Genomic DNA, 18,049 nt, shown 5'->3' with positions numbered 1-18,049 from the left:
CTATTATGGCTTCAGCAACTTTTAAAGTGCAACATAATACAGCACTTAGCAATTCACACATCTCATTAAACGTAGCGCAAACCCAAGCATTACGTAGTCAATTAAAAACTCAACGCGGTATTTTACATTCAAGCGATATTAAAGCGCTTTGTACTGAACTTAATGTCAGCGAAGATACTTTATTGCAAGGCTTGGTGCCTATGGCTTCTGAATTTTCAGTTGCACCTATTTCCAAGTTTCATGTCGGCGCAATTGTTAAAGGGCTTAATTCACAAGGAAATACCACTTTTTACTTTGGTGCCAATGCTGAGTTTGATCATCAAGCACTTAGTTTAGTGGTGCATGGTGAGCAATCAGCAATTAATAATGCGTGGTTAAATGGCGCTAAGAAAGTGCTGAAAATAGCCATTAGTGATGCACCATGTGGGTATTGCCGTCAGTTTATGAATGAATTGGCTGATGCAAAAGAGCTTGATATTTTACTGCCAGCACAAAACTTTAAATTAGCAGAGCTATTACCGCATTCATTTGGACCAACCGATTTAGGCAATGAGCACAGCTTATTTAACCCAGCAGAGCAAACTAAGTGCTTTAAAGAGACAGACCTTGATGAAAAGCTGATGAGTTATGCTTTAGCGGCTTATGTTCCATACAGTCAAAATTACAGTGCGGTAAAAATAAGCACGTTCGAAAATGGTGACTTTTATGGCAGCTATGCTGAAAATGCAGCATACAGCCCGAGCTTATCGCCATTGCAAAGCGCGGTGAGTCAATTGTTTGTAGCAGGACTAAGTTTTGATAAGCAAACAGTAAAATCAATTACTTTATTAGAAACTGCTGGTCATGAAAACCAATCAGGGGTAGCAAAAGCAGTGTTAGCAAGCTTTGATAGCTTACCAACACTTGAGGTTATTAGCGCAACATTAGCCAAGTAACACTTTAGCGGCTTCAAGCACCACGGCAACAGACTTTTTCTCAATCTCGCCGTGGTCCACGTTTGGAATTTCTTGACGTGTTCTATTTACTAATACACCTGCAACACAAGCGGCTTGTAAGCCAAGTGCGGCACACATGGTAAATAAAGTAGCTGATTCCATTTCATAGTTCATTACGCCCAATTTTTGCCATTCTTCACAGCTACCTTGTAATGATTTAGGTACGTAGCCAGAATGCGTATCATAACGCTCTTGACCTGGGTAGAAGGTGTCGCTCGAAGCAGTTATACCAATATGGAAATCGATATTAAGGTTTTCACAGGCTTTTACCATAGCTTGAGTAGCAAAAAAATCAGATACGGCAGGATAGCACAGCGGTGCAAAGTGCTGACTCGCGCCATCTAATCGTACCGAAGCTTGGCTAATTAAAATATCGCCTTCGTTAATGTGCGGTTGAATTGCACCTGTTGTACCAATGCGAAGAAAGCTACGTACGCCTAGTTGTGCCAGTTCTTCAACGGCAATTGAAGTTGAAGGGCCGCCAATACCGGTTGAGCATACCACTACAGAGTGACCGTTTAATTGGCCTAAATAAATGTGAAACTCACGCGTTTGAGCAAGGCAGGTTGGATTATCTAAGAACTGTGAAATACGTGCTGCACGATCTGGATCGCCTGGAACAATTGCCAGTTTTGCACCTTTTAAATCATCAATACACAGTCCTAAGTGAAATACCTTTTCCATAACTAAGCCTTTTTAATAAGAATTGTTGTCAATTTACCATGATTACGAGAAACATAAGTGAAGTACAGGACGGATGTCCGTATTGACTTAATTTGATTTATTCACCAACTCTGAATATTCAATCAATGAAAAAAATTACTAGAAAAATGAGCCAGTTGACTTGTTTGCTCAGACACTATATTCATACCTCATAGCAAACCAATAGCTAGGCTAAAGAGTCGGTAGCTATAATTTAAATTGTTTATATTCAATTGGTTAGTAAGTTGGTTTGGTTTTTATTTACCACTAACCTAAGAGAGCAAAACAAAGCGCCTTGTGATTTTTAGCATACTATGCAAATTATCTAAAATTAATTCAGCGTGCGATGTTTTGCATAACTACTCAATAATAGACAAGATATTCAGATTGAAAAAGGGTTTACAATGAGCACACAATTTCAAGCATTTAAAGATAAAGTTGAACACTGTTTATGTGCACCTGGCGACGGTGTTTTTACGGTCAATACGGCTAAAGAACGCAAAGCAGCGCTTAGAAATAAATTATATGGGCAAACTGAAAATGTCGATGTTTTATGGCGTGACTCACTTAACGAGCTACCTAATTCACCACATAAAGCAGTAATGCTAGGCATTAGCTCTGATTGCGGTGGTGGGATTTTACGTGGCGCTAACTGGGGGCCTTTATTTTTACGCTCAGCATTGATTGATCAACAAACACAGTGTCGTTCGTTTGATTTAGGTGATGTACGTGTAATACCGCATTTATTACACGATAAGTATTTAAATGAGGCCACTATCACTAATTGCCAAAAGGCCCTATACGGAAATGACAATAACGATCATTATGTAAGCCCATTGTCTATTACTGAAGATGTGTGTGATAGCTTTTATGCGACATTCCAAGACAAAGGTATTTTTGGTATTGGCGGCGACCACTCAATTAGCTACCCGTTAACAAAAGCGTATTTAAAAGCCAAACGCGAGCAAGGTAAACGTACGGCAATTATTCATTTCGATGCTCACACCGACTTACTCGTAGAGCGTTTGGGCATCGACTTATGTTTTGGCTCTTGGTGCACACATATTTTAGAATTCTTACCAGCGCCGCATCATTTAATTCAATTTGGTATTCGCTCAAGTGGCAAGCCTAAATCACATTGGGAAAGTACTTTTGGCGTAAAACAGCATTGGGCTGCTGACATTATAGAGCGTGGCGCAGCTGCGGTTGCGGCTGATGCTATTGCGCAATTAAAAGCAGACAAGGTCGATGAAGTGTATGTAAGCTTTGATATTGATGCCCTCGATGCCGAGTTTGCATCAGCAACAGGTACACCCGAAGAAAATGGCTTAACGCCACAACACGCACTTGATATTTTGTCAGCGATTGCTGATGAATTCCCTATAACGGGGGCTGATATGATGGAGATAGCTCCGTTTACTGACAGCTCTTTAGTGGGTCAATCAAGCTCTGAGACGACACTAAGAGAAGGCGCTAAAATTTCAGCGTTTTTAATTAACGCAATGAACCGCTAATTTCAAAAGCTAAAAATTGGCTATTTGCAAATAACCCGCTATATTTAATTGGCTTTTATTGAAAAGTGACGTCTTAAATTTAATAGAGCGGGTTATTGTGATTAAGTGGTGTTTTGTATTATTACTCATTGTAAGCCAATACTGTGCAGCTAAACTCACTGTTGTAACAGAGAATTTTGCACCTGCGCAGTATCTTGATGCGAACAACAATTTAGTCGGTGATGCTGCCGATATAGTACGATTAGTGCTTGATAGTGCTGGGATTGATTATTCAATTTCAGTAAACGATTGGAGCATGACTTATAATATTGCATTGAGAGATCCACAAACCTGTATCTTCTCAATCTCTCGCTCACCTGAGCGTGAGAGTAGCTTTGTTTGGTTTGCTAAATTAGCTCAATTTGATACTAACTTCTACTCACTTAAGAGCAAAGGCATTGTGCTAACAAGCCTTGATCAGGCGAAGCAATATAGAATTGCAGTATTAAAAGATAATTACAGCCACCACTATTTAATCTCCCAAGGCTTTAAAGAAAACGAAAATTTAATGCTTTTTAATAGCTTTGATAATATTTTTAAAATAATTAGAGCGCGAAGTTCCAGCATTGATTTGGTTGTAATACCTGCACAGAGAATAAATCATGAACAGTCCCACTTATTAAATGAACTACAGCTCGAGCCATTAATGCCCATCAACGTCAGCCAAGCTCCCTTATATTTTGCGTGTAACAAAAACCTACCTAATAAATTAAAGCAGCAACTTAGCAAGGCCTTTGCTTTGTATGAATCGCAACTATAAATATTAAGAAAATAATATTATATAAATATCAATTGCCCTGTTTATAAAAGCGGCTATAATCCAGCTGCTTTTGCTAATAAAAGCGATTATTTTGGAGTTATAAATGGGTGATTTAATCGGGATTGCATTATTAATCTTGATGAGTGCGTTATTTGCGATGTCAGAAATTTCGATTGCCGCTTCACGCAAAATAAAGTTAAGAGTTATGGCCGACGAAGGAAATGTGCAAGCGCTGGCGGTTTTAAAGCTGCAAGAGCAGCCCGGGGCTTTTTTTGCCATGATCCAAATTACGCTCAATGCGATTGCCATATTAGGTGGGATTGTTGGTGAGCAGGCATTATCGCCTTACGTGCAAGAAATACTGCAATTATTTTATCAGGGGCCGTTACTTGGTCAAATTAGCTTTTTACTGTCGTTTTTAATTATTACCTCATTATTTATATTATTTGCTGATTTGCTCCCAAAGCGATTAGCAATGATTTTACCTGAAGCTGTTGCTGTGCGTGTAGTTACAATTATGCGATGGGTGACTTTCGCGCTAACACCCTTGGTATTATTTTTTAACGGCTTAACCAACATCGTATTGCGGGTGTTTAAAGTACCCAGTGAGCGTGAGGATATTGTTACTACTGAAGATATTGTTGCCATGATGGATGCTGGTGCTGAGTATGGCAGCCTTCAACAGCAGGAATATGACTTAATTGGTAATGTATTTGATTTAGAAGCGCGCTTTTTATCAAGCGTGATGTCGCCACGAGAGCAAATAGTTTACTTTGATATTGATGAGTCGAGTGAAGATATAGCCAATAAAATTATAGAGCATCCACATAATCACTTTTTAGTGTGTAAAGGCAACCTTGATAAGTTAATTGGCTCGGTTGAGTCAAAAGATATTTTACGCCAAGTGCTTAAAGGTGAGGCGGCAAATATTAATGCGGATATGCTTGATAAAGATATTTTTTACTTACCAGAAACACTGAGCTTATCTGAGTCGCTAAATGCGTTTAAAACTGCGGTTCACCCTTTTGCTGTGGTGGTCAATGAATATGCGCTAGTGGTTGGAATCGTGACAGTTAAAGATTTAATGAAAGGCTTTATGGGTGATTTAATCACGCACCAAAGTGAGGAGCTAATCATTGAGCGTGATGCTAACTCTTGGTTGGTCGATGGTTTAACACCTATTGTTGAATTAGCTAAGGTATTAGAAATTGATGAGTTTCCTGATCAAAACCATTATGAAACGGTCGCTGGGTATTTAATTTACACCATGAAGCATATTCCTAAACGTGCAGAATTTATTGTATTTTCAGGCTTTAAATTTGAAGTAGTGGATGTAGAAGGCATTCGTATTGAGCAGTTACTCGTCTCTAGAATAAATCCTGAGAGCGAGTAACAGTCGCTAAAATTATATAATTGATTAACGGCAGTCAATGTATTTGCATTGGCTGCCTTTTTTATGGAGGTCACTGATATAGTTTAACTATTGTTTGAGTTAATTTTGTGACAACTATAATCAATTGTAAAAATGTGTAAATGTTGCCCATTAGCTATTTTTAATTGTTGTACTATAGTTTAGAATGATCGTTCATTCTAAACTAAAAGGTATTTAACATGCAGCGTTCCCGCATCGCTTTTTTTGTATTTTCAGCCCTCGTTGGTTCTGTTGCTTTAAGTGGATGTGATCAGGTAGCTGAGCAACCTAAGGCTTCTGCTCCTGCAGCAACACCCGTTGGTGTTGTCACATTAAACAGCCAAGCAATTACACTTAAAAAAGAATTACCTGGTCGTGTAAGTGCGTTTCAAATTGCTGAAATTCGTCCTCAGGTAAGTGGAATTGTGCAATCACGCTTATTTGAAGAGGGGACTCAGGTTGAGAAAGGCCAAGCACTTTACCAAATTAATCCCGATATTTTTGAAGCCGAATTAGCAGCCAGCAGAGCGGCGGTTGCTCGCGCAGAAGCCAGTATAGCCAGTAGTAAATCTAAAGCGTCGCGTTACAAAGAATTATTAGCAATTAAAGCTGTAAGCCAGCAAGATTTTGACGAAGCCGATGCAGCTTCTAAGCAAGCCTCTGCAGAATTATTAACGGCACAAGCGCAATTAAAAAGCGCGCAAATCAACCTTGATTATAGCCATGTTTCTTCGCCAATTAGCGGCCAAATTAGTAAATCAAGCGTTACTGTAGGCGCATTAGTTAGCGCAGGTCAAACAAGTGCGCTGGCAACAGTTACACAGCTTGATCCTATTTATGTAGATTTAACCCAATCAAGTAATGAGTTAACTAAACTCAAAAGAGCGCTGGCATCAGGTGCTTTAGGTGTCGACTCTACAACACAAACCGATGTAGAACTAATAATGGAAGATGGCTCAGTATATCCTCATAAAGGTACATTACAGTTCTCTGAAGTAACGGTTGATCCAAGTACTGGGTCAGTGACTTTACGTGCTAAATTTCCAAACCCTGAAAAGCTATTACTACCAGGTATGTATGTGCGTGCTGAGGTGGTTGAAGGTGTTAAGTCAGACGCAATATTAGCTCCTCAACGTGGTGTGAGCCGTAATACCAAAGGTGAACCTACAGCTATGGTTGTTAGCAAAAACAACACCGTTGAAAGCCGTGTATTAAAAGTAGAGCGTACTTTAGGCGCTAATTGGTTGGTGAGCGAAGGCTTAGCCGATGGCGACCAATTGATTGTGGAAGGGCTACAAAAGATTCGCCCAGGAGCACCAGTTACGGCAACCGCTGCTCAGTCTTCTGCAAATAACAGCCAATAACGGAGAGTTTTATGTCACGATTTTTTATCGATAGGCCTATTTTTGCTTGGGTATTGGCAATTGTTGTTATGCTTGCGGGTATTATTGCCGTTAAAAGCCTACCCGTTGCCCAATATCCGTCTATTGCGCCACCAGCGATTACCATTACGGCTAACTACCCTGGTGCATCTGCACGTACTTTAGAAGACTCGGTGACTCAGGTTATTGAGCAAAAAATGAAAGGCTTAGATGGCTTGTTATATATGTCATCAACCTCACAGTCGAGCGGATCAGCAACACTGACGCTAACATTTGATGCCGAGACCGATCCAGACATTGCCCAAGTACAAGTGCAAAATAAGTTAGCGACCGCTACGCCATTATTGCCTGAAGAAGTACAGCGCCAAGGTGTGGTAGTGGCTAAATCATCATCAAGCTTTTTACTGGTTGTTGGTTTTGTGTCGCAAGATGGCAGTATGACTAATATTGATATTGGAGACTATGTATCGTCGAACGTGCAAGACATTGTGTCACGTGTAGATGGTGTGGGTGAAGTGGAGTTATTTGGCTCTCAATATGCAATGCGTATTTGGCTCGATCCGGCTAAATTACAAAACTATAAGCTAACCCCAAGCGATGTATCAGCAGCAATTAAAGCACAAAATGCACAGGTGTCAGCAGGTCAACTCGGTGGTATGCCGTCACTTGCTGGGCAGCAGCTTAATGCGACTGTAACTGCACAAAGTCGATTACAAACACCAGAGCAATTTAGAGATATTTTAGTAAAAACCAACAGCGATGGCTCGGCTGTTCGCCTGCAAGATGTTGCCGAAGTTGAACTGGGCGGTGAAAGCTACGGTGTGGTTGCTCGTTTTAATGGTAAACCAGCATCGGGACTCGGTGTAAAGTTAGCCAGTGGCGCTAATGCACTTGATACCGCGCAAGGAGTAAAGGATGCACTTGAAGAGCTTAAGCCTTTCTTCCCACAAGGGCTTGAAGCGGTTGTGCCTTATGACACGACTCCCTTTGTTGCACTTTCAATTGAAAAAGTAGTACATACTTTAATAGAAGCCGTAGTACTAGTGTTTGTTGTTATGTACTTATTTTTACAAAACTTTAGAGCAACTATTATCCCTACTATAGCCGTTCCTGTGGTACTGCTAGGTACGTTTGGCGTTCTATTTACCTTTGGGTATTCAATTAATACGCTCACTATGTTTGCGATGGTATTGGCCATAGGTTTGCTGGTAGATGATGCGATAGTGGTAGTTGAAAACGTAGAACGTTTAATGACTGAAGAAAAACTCTCTGCAGTCGAAGCAACTCGAAAGTCTATGGATGAAATTAAGGGCGCGCTTGTGGGTATTGCCATGGTGCTGTCGGCGGTATTTATCCCTATGGCATTTTTCAGTGGCTCTACAGGGGTTATTTACCGTCAGTTCTCTATAACGCTGGTAACAGCAATGGGGTTATCGGTATTAGTGGCGCTTATTTTAACACCTGCACTGTGTGCTACGTTATTAAAACCGAGTCATGTGCATACTGATGGTAGCTTTATAGGTCGTTTTTTCTCAGGCTTCAACCGTGGTTTTGATAAAACTAATAGAGGTGCACAAGGCTTTGTTGGGCGAATGATCAAGCACTCTAAACGTTATTTGCTTAGTTATGTTTTGATTGTCGGTGGTATGGTCACTATTTTTTCAAGCTTACCTACTGCTTTTTTACCGGACGAAGACCAAGGTATTTTGTTTAGCCAAGTAATGCTGCCAGCAGGTTCTACTACAGAGCAAACGCTTGAAGTGGTTAAAAAAGTAGAAAACCACTATTTAGAAGAACAGTCAGAAGCCGTTGCTTCAATCTTCACAGTTACCGGTTTTAGTTTTGCAGGCTCAGGACAAAACTCAGCCATTGGTTTTGTGAGCTTAAAGCACTGGGATGAGCGCCAACGTGACGACTTATCAGTTGGGGCGGTTGCAGGAAAAGGCATGGGCTATTTTTCAACGATAAAAGAGGCGCTTGTATTTGCATTCCCACCTCCGGCAATTATTGAACTTGGCACTGCCAACGGCTTTAATATGTTTTTACAAGACCGGGTTGGTTTAGGTCACGATGAGCTATTAAAGGCGCGTAATCAGTTATTGGGTATGGCTAGTCAAAGTCCAATACTGGCAGGTGTTCGTCCAAACGGGCAAGAAGATATGCCTGAATTACAACTGGATATTGATCTTGCAAAAGCAGAAGCCCTTGGTGTATCACAAGGTGATATTAACAGTACGCTTTCTACTGCTTGGGGTAGCAGTTATGTGAACGATTTTATCGACCGTGGCCGTGTTAAAAAGGTATATCTGCAAAGTAAGGCCGATGCGCGCATGGTGCCTGAAGATCTCAATAAATGGTATGTGCGAAATAAAAGCGGCGACATGGTGCCATTCTCAGCGTTTGCTAGTTCATATTGGTCATATGGTTCGCCTCGTTTAGAGCGCTATAACGGCTTTTCAGCTATGGAAATTCAAGGTAGTGCTGCGCCTGGTTACAGTACAGGTGAGGCTATGGATGAAATGGAGCGCTTAGTTAAGCAGTTACCTAATGGGATTTCCTCTGAATGGACTGGTATTTCATTCCAAGAACGTTCGAGTGGTGGTCAAGCGCCGCTTCTTTATGGTCTTTCACTATTATTTGTATTTTTGTGTTTAGCAGCACTTTATGAAAGTTGGTCTATCCCATTTGCAGTTATGATGATTGTACCTCTGGGTATATTGGGGGCTGTTGTGGCTGCTTTCTTAGGTAACTTATCAAATGATATTTACCTTCAAGTTGGCTTATTAACCACCATAGGGCTTGCCTCTAAAAATGCGATATTAATTGTTGAATTTGCCACCCATAAAATGGATGAAGGCTTAAGTTTGGTAGATTCAGCCATTGCAGCTGTACGACTTCGTTTACGTCCTATTTTAATGACCTCAATGGCATTTATCTGTGGTGTTTTACCGCTTGCAATAGCCTCGAGTGCAGGCTCTGGTGCTCAAAACGCCTTAGGTATTTCAATTATAGGCGGAACACTTGCTGCTTCATCACTGGTGGTAATTTTTGTACCGTTGTTTTTTGTTTTAGTACGTAGACTGTTTTCAGGTAAAGCTAAAACCACCTCGCAGGAGGAAGTTTAATGAGTGTAAGAACAATTAGTTTTAGTGCTTTAACTTTAGCCATTTTATCTGGATGTCAGTTAGCTCCTCAGCAAAAAACACTTAATTTACCTGTCCCTGATGCGTATGCATCAGAGGCAGGCAAAGGACAAGTTTCGTCACTAAAATGGCAGCAGTTTTTTAATGATGAAAAGCTCAAAGCACTGATATCATTAAGCCTCGAGCACAATAAAGACCTGCAAATAGCAGCACTTAATGTGCAACGAGTGCGTGGTTTATATCAGATAGAAGACTCAGCGCTATATCCTTCGCTTGATTTCAATGCATCAGGCAGTCGTCAGCGCTTGCCAGCTGATTTATCAGCAAGTGACCAGCCTCAAATTAGCTCCCAATACAGCGCAACTGTGGGCATGACCGCTTATGAGTTAGATTTATGGGGCAAAGTGCGTAATCAATCAGAGCAAGCATTACAAACGCTTTACTCTACGCAGCTTAGTGAATATAGCATGCAGGTATCGTTAATTTCTGAGCTGGCAAATGCGTGGCTTAATTATGCGACCGATCAGCAATTACTTGCTTTAGCTCAAGAGACGTTGTCATCGCAGCAAGCTTCTTTATCTTTAACGCAGAAAAGTGTTGATTTAGGTGCTGCCTCTGAAATTACTCTAGAGCAATTAAAAAGTACCGTAGCTACTGCAAAGGTTGATATTGCAAAGTATAAGCGTTTATTAAAACGTGATAAAAATGCGCTTGATTTATTAGTAGGTAATCCGGTTGGGCAGGACTTACTACCGACTAAAGAGTTGAACTCATTACTTGATTTACCCGCTGTTCCTGTCGGCCTTCCGTCTGATTTACTAACACAGCGTCCTGATATAAAAGCGGCCGAGCACCAATTATTTGCTGCAAATGCCAATATAGGGATTGCGCGGGCAGCGTTTTACCCAAGTATTAGTTTAACAGCCAATGCAGGAACAGCATCACGTGATTTAAGTAATTTATTTGATGCAGGATCAGGTACGTGGAGCTTTATGCCGTCGGTAAATTTGCCTATTTTTAATATGGGACGTAACCAAGCTAATTTAGATGTCGCTAATGCAGAGCAACAAGTTGCTGTAGCAACGTATCAGCAAAAAATTCAGCAAGCGTTTCGTGAAGTTGCTGACGTGCTTGCTGATAGAGAGGGTTACAATGCCCAATTAAGCGCACTTGAACAGCTACTACAAAGCCGAAAAATAACCTATGACTTGTCACAGGCGCGATACGATAAAGGGGTCGATAGCTTTTTACAAGTGCTCGACGCTCAGCGAACTTGGTATAGCGCAAAGCAACAACTGATCACCGGTCAACAAGCTTTGGTTGCAAGTCAAATTAATTTGTACAAAGCCGTTGGTGGTGGGTGGGAAGTAATTACCGATCAAAGTAATTAGCATGCATTAAACCGGTGAGTTATGGCTGGTTTATCTGTAGTAAAGTGATACCGTTTAACGTTTACCTCTTTATTATCAAGGGTAAACGTTAGACGTTTCGAGTCTAGTGACTCGATAATGGAGTTTCGAATGAATTCTAAAAATAAAAAACACCTTGATCCGGTGCAAGCACAAGCGCGTCGTGAACAGGTATTAACAGCGGCTGCTGATTGCTTTCATCGCAAAGGTTATCATGGCGCAGGTATGGCTGAAATAGCAAGAACAGCAGGTATGAGCGCAGGCCATATTTATAACTATTTTGATAGTAAAGAAGCAATAATCGAAAGTATTATTGAAAAAGATATGGAAGAAATGTTCTCCATATTTCAAGAGTTTGAAGATCAACCTGGTGATATTTTAACTGTGTTACTTGATGGTCTACATCATGGCGTACAGCGTCATATGGACACTGGGGCCTGCGTTATTGACCTAGATATGATGGCAGAGGCGAGTAGAAACAAAAAAGTTGCTTTACTACTACGCGAGGCTGACACGCAAGCACGTAACAGAATGCGGGATTTATTAGTCAGTGAAAGCAGTTTAATAAAATCACACTCAGAGCAAGAATTAGAGAGCCGTATTAATGTGATTTTTTCAGTGATGGCAGGATTGTTATTACGAAAAATGCTGTTTCCTGAGTTAACAGAAGAAACCGTGCTTATCGCACTGCGTCCAGCAATGAAAACATTACTTATGCCATTTGATAAAAATTAGAATAAGAATGAGCAGAGGAAAATTAGGCTAACCTTTTTGTGGGTTAGCCTAAATGTTATTCATTAATAACGCTCTATTGACCATTGCAGAGCGATTAGAGCAATCAAGATTGAACCTGAAGGCATTAACCACTTTTGATACCAATTATAGTTTCTTAGGTAAATAAGTATTGGTAAACTGAGACACAAAATACTCAGTTGACCCAATTCAACACCGAGGTTAAAAGCAATAATACTTAGCAGCTGGTAGTCTTCTGACAAGCCTAGTTCACCGAGGACACTTGCAAATCCCATCCCATGAAGTAACCCAAAACCAAAAGTAAGCCAGCCTAAACGTATTACGACGGGCCAAACATTATTAAGTGCTGCAAACAATACTGACACTGCAATTCCTAATTCTACCCAGCGACTATTTGGGGAGACAAGGTTCATAGCTGTGGCTGTAAGCGTAATAGAGTGTGCCAGTGTGAACGCGGTGACTATCCATGCAGTGTGTTTTATGATTTTTATTTTAGAGCTACTTCTTTGCCATGTTTTATCTCGTCTTACCAACACGCAAGTAAGTAACAATACAATTAAAAATAAAATATGGTCTATACCAATCCAAATATGTAACACGCCTTGGTAAACATATTGATTGAAGGTTTCTAGGTAGCTTGTTTGTTCAAAATTAAATGCTTGTTTTTGGTTATGATAGTCAAATACACGCGACACACCGTTGATGTTAACGATAGATTTATGGCTAGCATCGCGGTTAAAAAAAGCTGAGTATGTAAGTAAGGTTGTAGTGTTATTATCGCAATAAAAGCGAATAGGAATTTGCAAATAAGGTTGATTAAAGTGAGTATCGAGCTTAAACGGGCCTTCATTATTTAAAAGGCAGGCTTTTAAGTCTTGGGTAAAACTTATGTTTTGTTCAACAAATTGAGTAAGTGAGCTACGTTTTGCTTTTATTTCGGCCCATGTAATTTGCCCATCGTTGTTTAAATCAAGTGCTACTGCATGTTCCAAGTCAGCGATACTGATTTGCCAGTGACCAATATATTGCGTTTTATCTATATTGTTATTTAACACGATATAACTGGTACTTAACTGGTGTGCAAAGCCATTGTTTGTAAAAGCGAACAAACATAAAGCGAAAAAACATAGATAAGTTGATCTCATAGCTTACCTCGTGGCATTGCTTGTGCATCTTTAAGTAACTGCTGATCCATACTCATCTTTGCTTGTTGCCAATTAATGTTTGCCCAGTACAATGCTTTGTCGGGGTTTGGCTGAATATTAATGTAATATTTAGCTAGTTCACTGGCGTGGAAAGTATCTTGGCGAATTTCGCGTAAAGAGACTCTTTCAGCCATCATTTTTTGCCATTTTTGCCCGTGTGTTTTTAGATCTTTTTCTGCAATAGCTAGCCTAAGCAACAGCGCATCCTCTAAATTAGTATTATCGTCAACCAATGTGCTTAGGCTGTTAATAATATGCTCAGAGTTATTAAGTCTAAGCTGAATATCAGCCCATAAAACAACAAGGCTCACAGGCATATTCGATAATTTTATATGATTAATATGAGAGAGTGCTTTTGTATAGTGACCCATTCGGTAACTCATTTCACTTAACACATGCTTGGTTGCAAGATTTGTTTCTTTGTTATCAACTATTTTTAATAGCGATTGATAGCTTTGTTGAACATTTTTGTGTTGGCTTTGTATATCAAGCACACAGGTACTTGCAGTGAGGGTACTTACTAAACCAATTAAAGATATACAGTGTTTTGTTGCTGCTTCAAAACGCCCTTGCGTCATAAAAATATTTGCTAGTAGTAAATGGCTATTAACATGGTTAGGATCGTCATCTATTGCCTCTTTTGCAATATTTATGGCTTGCTCGAATAAATGTTCTTTTTGTAATATACGTGCATACAGATAGCTTACTTCTGAAGTGGGGTTTTCCTGATATAGCTTTACCAAATGTGTTTTAAGAGCCCCTTGTAACCGCTCAGATTGGCCTGAGAATTGACTGTTGTCGAGTAAGTTCTTTATCTCTTCAACAGAAAGAGATGCTTTTAATTTAGTGTTACTAGTTGCAATAACTGCATCATCCTTTGGTACAAAAGGTGCGCCTTGTAGAGTGAGCGGCATTAAAAAGACAGCGATAAAAGTGAATGGCAAATATAAAGGTAAGTGCATTATTTTCTCCTAAAAGTTAGCCTTCCTTGGCTAGTCCGTTGATTGATTAATTTCCGTTTGCTGAAATCAGATCACCAACATCAGTATCTGTATTGGTAAATACTTTACCATTCACAGACAATGGCTCAGCCGTAGGCTGTTGATTTAAAGCATCCGTGGCAAACTGTGCAAATTCAACTTGCAACGCTTCAATAGTGATGCTCACAGTGGCGTTTACTTGTGAACTTATGCCATCGCTTACGCCAAACATAAAGCTGTCTGTACCTGTTGTCTCTTTATTAGGGGTGTAAGTAAAACTACCATCGCTATTTACTTCAACAACACCTAACGCAGGCTCACTTGATAGTGAGTAACTTAATGTGTCGCCATCTATATCAGTGGCTCTGAGCATATCAGAGATACTGACCTCTGTTTGAGTGGTGAGTATTACATCACTTGCTGAGGGCGCAGAGTTGGTTATAGTTGGTGATTTATTTTTGTCGTCATCGTTACTGCATGCTGCCATAATCAGGCTTACAGATAGTATACAGACATGACGTAATAAATTTAGATTATGCATTAGCTCACTCCTTATTTAGAGCCTGCAAGCGGCGTTGCAAGGTATGGGAATGTGGCATTCATCATTGATGAATTAACAGGTGCGCCATCAGTAAATGGCACAGTGCCTACGTTTGCATCTTCTGGAGTACACAGCCCTAAATCAGCATCTGTACCTGCAACGGGGATAGGGTGGCACAAACGCCCCATTACAACTCGTAGTGCAATATCTACAACATCATCACCAGGGCGTCGTCCATTCGGGAAACCAGCTAAGTCGTCACCTGCAACGCCAAATGCTGATTGGTCGGCCTGCGCAGTCGCTGCAATAGCGGTATTTAGACGCAGCATTTCTGAAGGTGTTACCGTTGCTTGTTGGTTTACCCCTGCAAAGCCTGTCAAAAATGCAGTAATTAAATCTGTGCGTGGAAAATTAGTGGGCGCAAGAGTCTCTAGGCTAGCACCTAGTGTTGTATTAACCGCATCTTTAAATAAGATATTCAGAAGCTCGGGTAAAGAGGGGTGTGATACATAATCTAAAAATTGTCCATCGTCTTTAGGGTGAGATGTTGAGAATGTATCTTTATCTTTAATGCCAATTACAAGCTCATTGACTAGCGGGTTACCTAATCGAGAAACCTGAGTCAATGCCCCTCCATTAACCGCATTATTTGCAAATTTTGCATTAGGGTTAAGCACGCGAGCTTGAGGTAAACTAGCTGTTGTCCACGAACCAATGACTTGATTACCTTCGCCTACAATGCAGGCTTTTGGTACTTCAATAGCTATTGACGTAACATTTTTGTCTGCGAGATCATCATTATCGGCTGATTGGGTTATACCGCCTGGGAAACCTCCACCATCGGCTGCCCCTGGCGAGCTGTCACCTTCAACTGGAACATAATTAACTAAATCAAAAGTTTTACCTAAGTTAACTACAAATGGGTCTTTACGTTGACCGACAAAAACTCTCGCCATGCCTTCACAGTCGGGTATGGCAACTTGATAGACAAACTGATCAGCATAGGCTTGATATTCTGTCATCGATCCAAAGGTTTTATTACCTACATAATCAAGTGGTTTAGAGAACGAGCTAGAGTTTGTAGTGGTATTATTTAGGGTTGTGGTAGTGCCAGTTCGTTGTGGTCCGCTGATCATGGTCATACTGTAGGACTCGCTAAAGTTTACAGCAGCGTCATTACCTGCAGAGATGCCGCCAACATTTTTAAGAGGTACTGAAACGGTCCGCTGATTACCCTCTGGTCCTACAGTCAGTTGTACCCCTTGATTATCATTTGGCAGCATACTTTCAAAGTTAAACGCAAATGTAATATCTTCTATAGCATCTCCATCATTGTCAATGTGGATGCTATAAGTAGCATCAGGGTCCATTGCAAAGTAATTTGGGCCACCATAAGCATCCTGTAAAGGAATGTAGTTTGCGATGAGGGTTACGTAATCGCCTCGGCCTTGCTCATAACTATTAAATATATAAAAATCGGTAGAGTCTAAAGTTGGGAAGCGGCTTATATTTGGTGCTTCTCTATGGCTAGATGCTTCACTTGGTGCACTTATAAATGTACTGCATACCATTACTGCAAGTATTGATGGAGTAAAAGCTTTCATGACTTTGTCCTTTAGTTTTGTTTGAAGTCATAGCTAATAACGGACAGGATAGTTAAGTGGATGCAAAAAAGTTAAAAGTATTTATTTTTTGTTACTTTTTATGCTGATCGCTTGAAGTAAAGCGACCAGCATCAGTTTATAAAAGTACTAATTCTGTGGTGTATAGTATCTCAGTAGGTAAACCATTCGGTGAACCGCCAACGGGTTCTAAACTAACCGCTAATAATGTTATGTCGGTTGCTTTAAATAGTTTACTTTTGAGAATAGTTTTATCGCCATTTTTGGGTAATAAACCAAGGGAGACAGGGGTATCTTGCCCTTTAAGTATCATCCACAGTTCGTAGTCTCTATCTGTTCGCGCTATTAGTTGGTTACTCGCTTTAATAGAGAGCTTATGGTTACTTACATTTATAAACCACAACGGTTGCTCAGTTTGATTTTTTACTAAAGCTATTTGTTGTGTCTGCTTACTGTTGGTAGTAGGTTGAGTAACTAAAACAGCTAAAATAATACATGCGGCGGTCGCTAAAAATGACCATGCACGCCAAATAGAAGGTTTTATTATTAGCTGTGATTTTTCTAATTGTGGTTTATTTTCGATACGCCGCATTATCTCATGCCATGTGGCATCTGATGGTGTTTGTGGGCTAATAGCACTCGCTAGGTTATTAAGGTTTTGCTCCCATATATTGGTCGCTTCTCTCGCTTTATTTGAAACTAGCATGAGTCGCTGAAAACGTTTACGCGCCAAGCCTGTTAATGTGCCAAGTACATACTCTGCAGCAAGCGAGTTAAGTAATTCTGGTTTGTTATAGTTCATATTGTTAAACACCTTTGTAACTGTACTAAACCTCTGCGAATCCAGCTCTTAACTGTTCCTAATGGTGTGTCAATATGATTCACGAGTTCTCTATGGCTTAACCCTTTGTAGTAGGCAAGGTGGATAGCATGCTTTTGTTGTGGTTCTAGTTGTTCGATACAGTCGACTAATTTAGTGTTTTCATCATAATTGACATCAACGATGTGAGTATCTTGTTGATTCTCAGCTAAGGGTTCTTCCTTACGGACTTTATAATACCTGAGTAGATCAAGACTTCTGTAGCGAATAATACTAATCATCCAGCTTATTACAGTTCCTTTGGAGGCGTTATACTCAGACGCATTATGCCAAACTTTAATAAAGGCATCTTGTAGTGCTTCTTCAGCATGAGCTCTGTTAGACAACATATTAAAACTAATTGCAAAGAGTTTGCCGCTCGTTTTCTGATATAAACGTGAAAAAGCATGTTTGTCTCCTTGTGCTGTTGCACACAGCAAAGAAAGTAATTCGTTATTTTCCATAATTATCCTATTTTTTATTATTAGTATTAGAACGAGTAAACACGATATTTAGATGCAAAAAGTTGAAAATTAAAATTTATCAAAATTTTTTATATAGATAGCAATCAAAGAGCATAGTATGCTTTTATCATACTGTGAATAATTTATTCGATGAGATGTAAAAACTGCATACCATGTTAATCTTTCTTATGTTGATTTAACTTAGAACTATCGATACAGAGCAGGTAGCTAGCTAAGTTACTACCTAAGTTTACTATGGCATAATGATTG

The 18,049-nt window shown here is 40.0% G+C and carries 15 protein-coding genes; 8 read left to right on the top strand and 7 right to left on the bottom strand.

What is annotated here, in order from left to right; all coding sequences use genetic code 11:
• Positions 1–5: 5 nt before the first annotated feature.
• A complete protein-coding gene (gene cdd / locus MTF66_RS08990; RefSeq protein WP_075170364.1) occupies positions 6–935 on the top strand; it encodes a cytidine deaminase in 930 nt (309 codons plus the stop codon).
• On the opposite strand, the gene udp is transcribed toward cdd, so the two are convergent.
• Positions 924–1,679, bottom strand: coding sequence for a uridine phosphorylase (gene udp / locus MTF66_RS08985; RefSeq protein ID WP_008112319.1), 756 nt, complete (start codon positions 1,677–1,679; stop codon positions 924–926). The genes cdd and udp overlap by 12 nt on opposite strands.
• A gap of 422 nt (positions 1,680–2,101) precedes the next feature.
• Here udp and MTF66_RS08980 point away from each other — a divergent pair, with 422 nt between their 5' ends.
• From MTF66_RS08980 to MTF66_RS08950, 7 genes are all read left to right on the top strand, one after another.
• Entirely contained in the window at positions 2,102–3,211 is a 1,110-nt protein-coding gene (locus MTF66_RS08980) for an arginase family protein (RefSeq protein WP_075170290.1), read from the top strand.
• Between the two features lie 97 nt (positions 3,212–3,308).
• Positions 3,309–4,010 carry an ABC transporter substrate-binding protein gene (locus MTF66_RS08975; protein ID WP_138621890.1) on the top strand — a complete coding sequence of 234 codons (702 nt, stop codon included), beginning with the start codon at positions 3,309–3,311 and terminating at the stop codon, positions 4,008–4,010.
• A gap of 103 nt (positions 4,011–4,113) precedes the next feature.
• A complete protein-coding gene (locus MTF66_RS08970; RefSeq protein ID WP_138621892.1) occupies positions 4,114–5,403 on the top strand; it encodes a hemolysin family protein in 1,290 nt (429 codons plus the stop codon).
• Between the two features lie 218 nt (positions 5,404–5,621).
• Positions 5,622–6,785 carry an efflux RND transporter periplasmic adaptor subunit gene (locus MTF66_RS08965; RefSeq protein ID WP_010389081.1) on the top strand — a complete coding sequence of 388 codons (1,164 nt, stop codon included), beginning with the start codon at positions 5,622–5,624 and terminating at the stop codon, positions 6,783–6,785.
• Positions 6,786–6,796: 11 nt separating this feature from the next.
• Positions 6,797–9,928 (top strand): efflux RND transporter permease subunit, encoded by a 3,132-nt coding sequence (locus MTF66_RS08960; RefSeq protein WP_248527063.1) that lies wholly within the window; start codon positions 6,797–6,799, stop codon positions 9,926–9,928.
• Positions 9,928–11,337 carry an efflux transporter outer membrane subunit gene (locus tag MTF66_RS08955; RefSeq protein WP_248527062.1) on the top strand — a complete coding sequence of 470 codons (1,410 nt, stop codon included), beginning with the start codon at positions 9,928–9,930 and terminating at the stop codon, positions 11,335–11,337. Before MTF66_RS08960 ends, MTF66_RS08955 begins: the two co-directional genes overlap by 1 nt.
• Before the next feature lie 129 nt (positions 11,338–11,466).
• A complete protein-coding gene (locus MTF66_RS08950) occupies positions 11,467–12,090 on the top strand; it encodes a TetR/AcrR family transcriptional regulator (protein ID WP_010389073.1) in 624 nt (207 codons plus the stop codon).
• A gap of 62 nt (positions 12,091–12,152) precedes the next feature.
• Here the strand turns inward: MTF66_RS08950 and MTF66_RS08945 are convergent, their stop codons facing one another.
• The 6 genes from MTF66_RS08945 to MTF66_RS08920 form a co-directional block, all read right to left on the bottom strand.
• Entirely contained in the window at positions 12,153–13,253 is a 1,101-nt protein-coding gene (locus tag MTF66_RS08945; protein ID WP_010389071.1) for a HupE/UreJ family protein, read from the bottom strand.
• On the bottom strand, positions 13,250–14,275 hold the full coding sequence (locus MTF66_RS08940; protein WP_248527061.1) for a lipopolysaccharide assembly protein LapB: 1,026 nt from the start codon (positions 14,273–14,275) through the stop codon (positions 13,250–13,252). Before MTF66_RS08940 ends, MTF66_RS08945 begins: the two co-directional genes overlap by 4 nt.
• A gap of 46 nt (positions 14,276–14,321) precedes the next feature.
• Positions 14,322–14,834 (bottom strand): Ig-like domain-containing protein, encoded by a 513-nt coding sequence (locus MTF66_RS08935; RefSeq protein WP_248527060.1) that lies wholly within the window; start codon positions 14,832–14,834, stop codon positions 14,322–14,324.
• An 11-nt stretch (positions 14,835–14,845) separates the two neighbouring features.
• Positions 14,846–16,438, bottom strand: coding sequence for a DUF4331 domain-containing protein (locus MTF66_RS08930; RefSeq protein ID WP_248527059.1), 1,593 nt, complete (start codon positions 16,436–16,438; stop codon positions 14,846–14,848).
• A 136-nt stretch (positions 16,439–16,574) separates the two neighbouring features.
• On the bottom strand, positions 16,575–17,258 hold the full coding sequence (locus tag MTF66_RS08925) for an anti-sigma factor domain-containing protein (protein ID WP_138621900.1): 684 nt from the start codon (positions 17,256–17,258) through the stop codon (positions 16,575–16,577).
• Positions 17,255–17,779, bottom strand: coding sequence for a sigma-70 family RNA polymerase sigma factor (locus MTF66_RS08920; protein ID WP_138621902.1), 525 nt, complete (start codon positions 17,777–17,779; stop codon positions 17,255–17,257). The genes MTF66_RS08925 and MTF66_RS08920 overlap by 4 nt, the downstream gene beginning before the upstream one ends.
• Positions 17,780–18,049: the final 270 nt, after the last annotated feature.

The sequence above is a fragment of the Pseudoalteromonas sp. 2CM39R genome, assembly GCF_023161845.1.
This window is presented reverse-complemented; position numbering and strand designations above follow the sequence as displayed.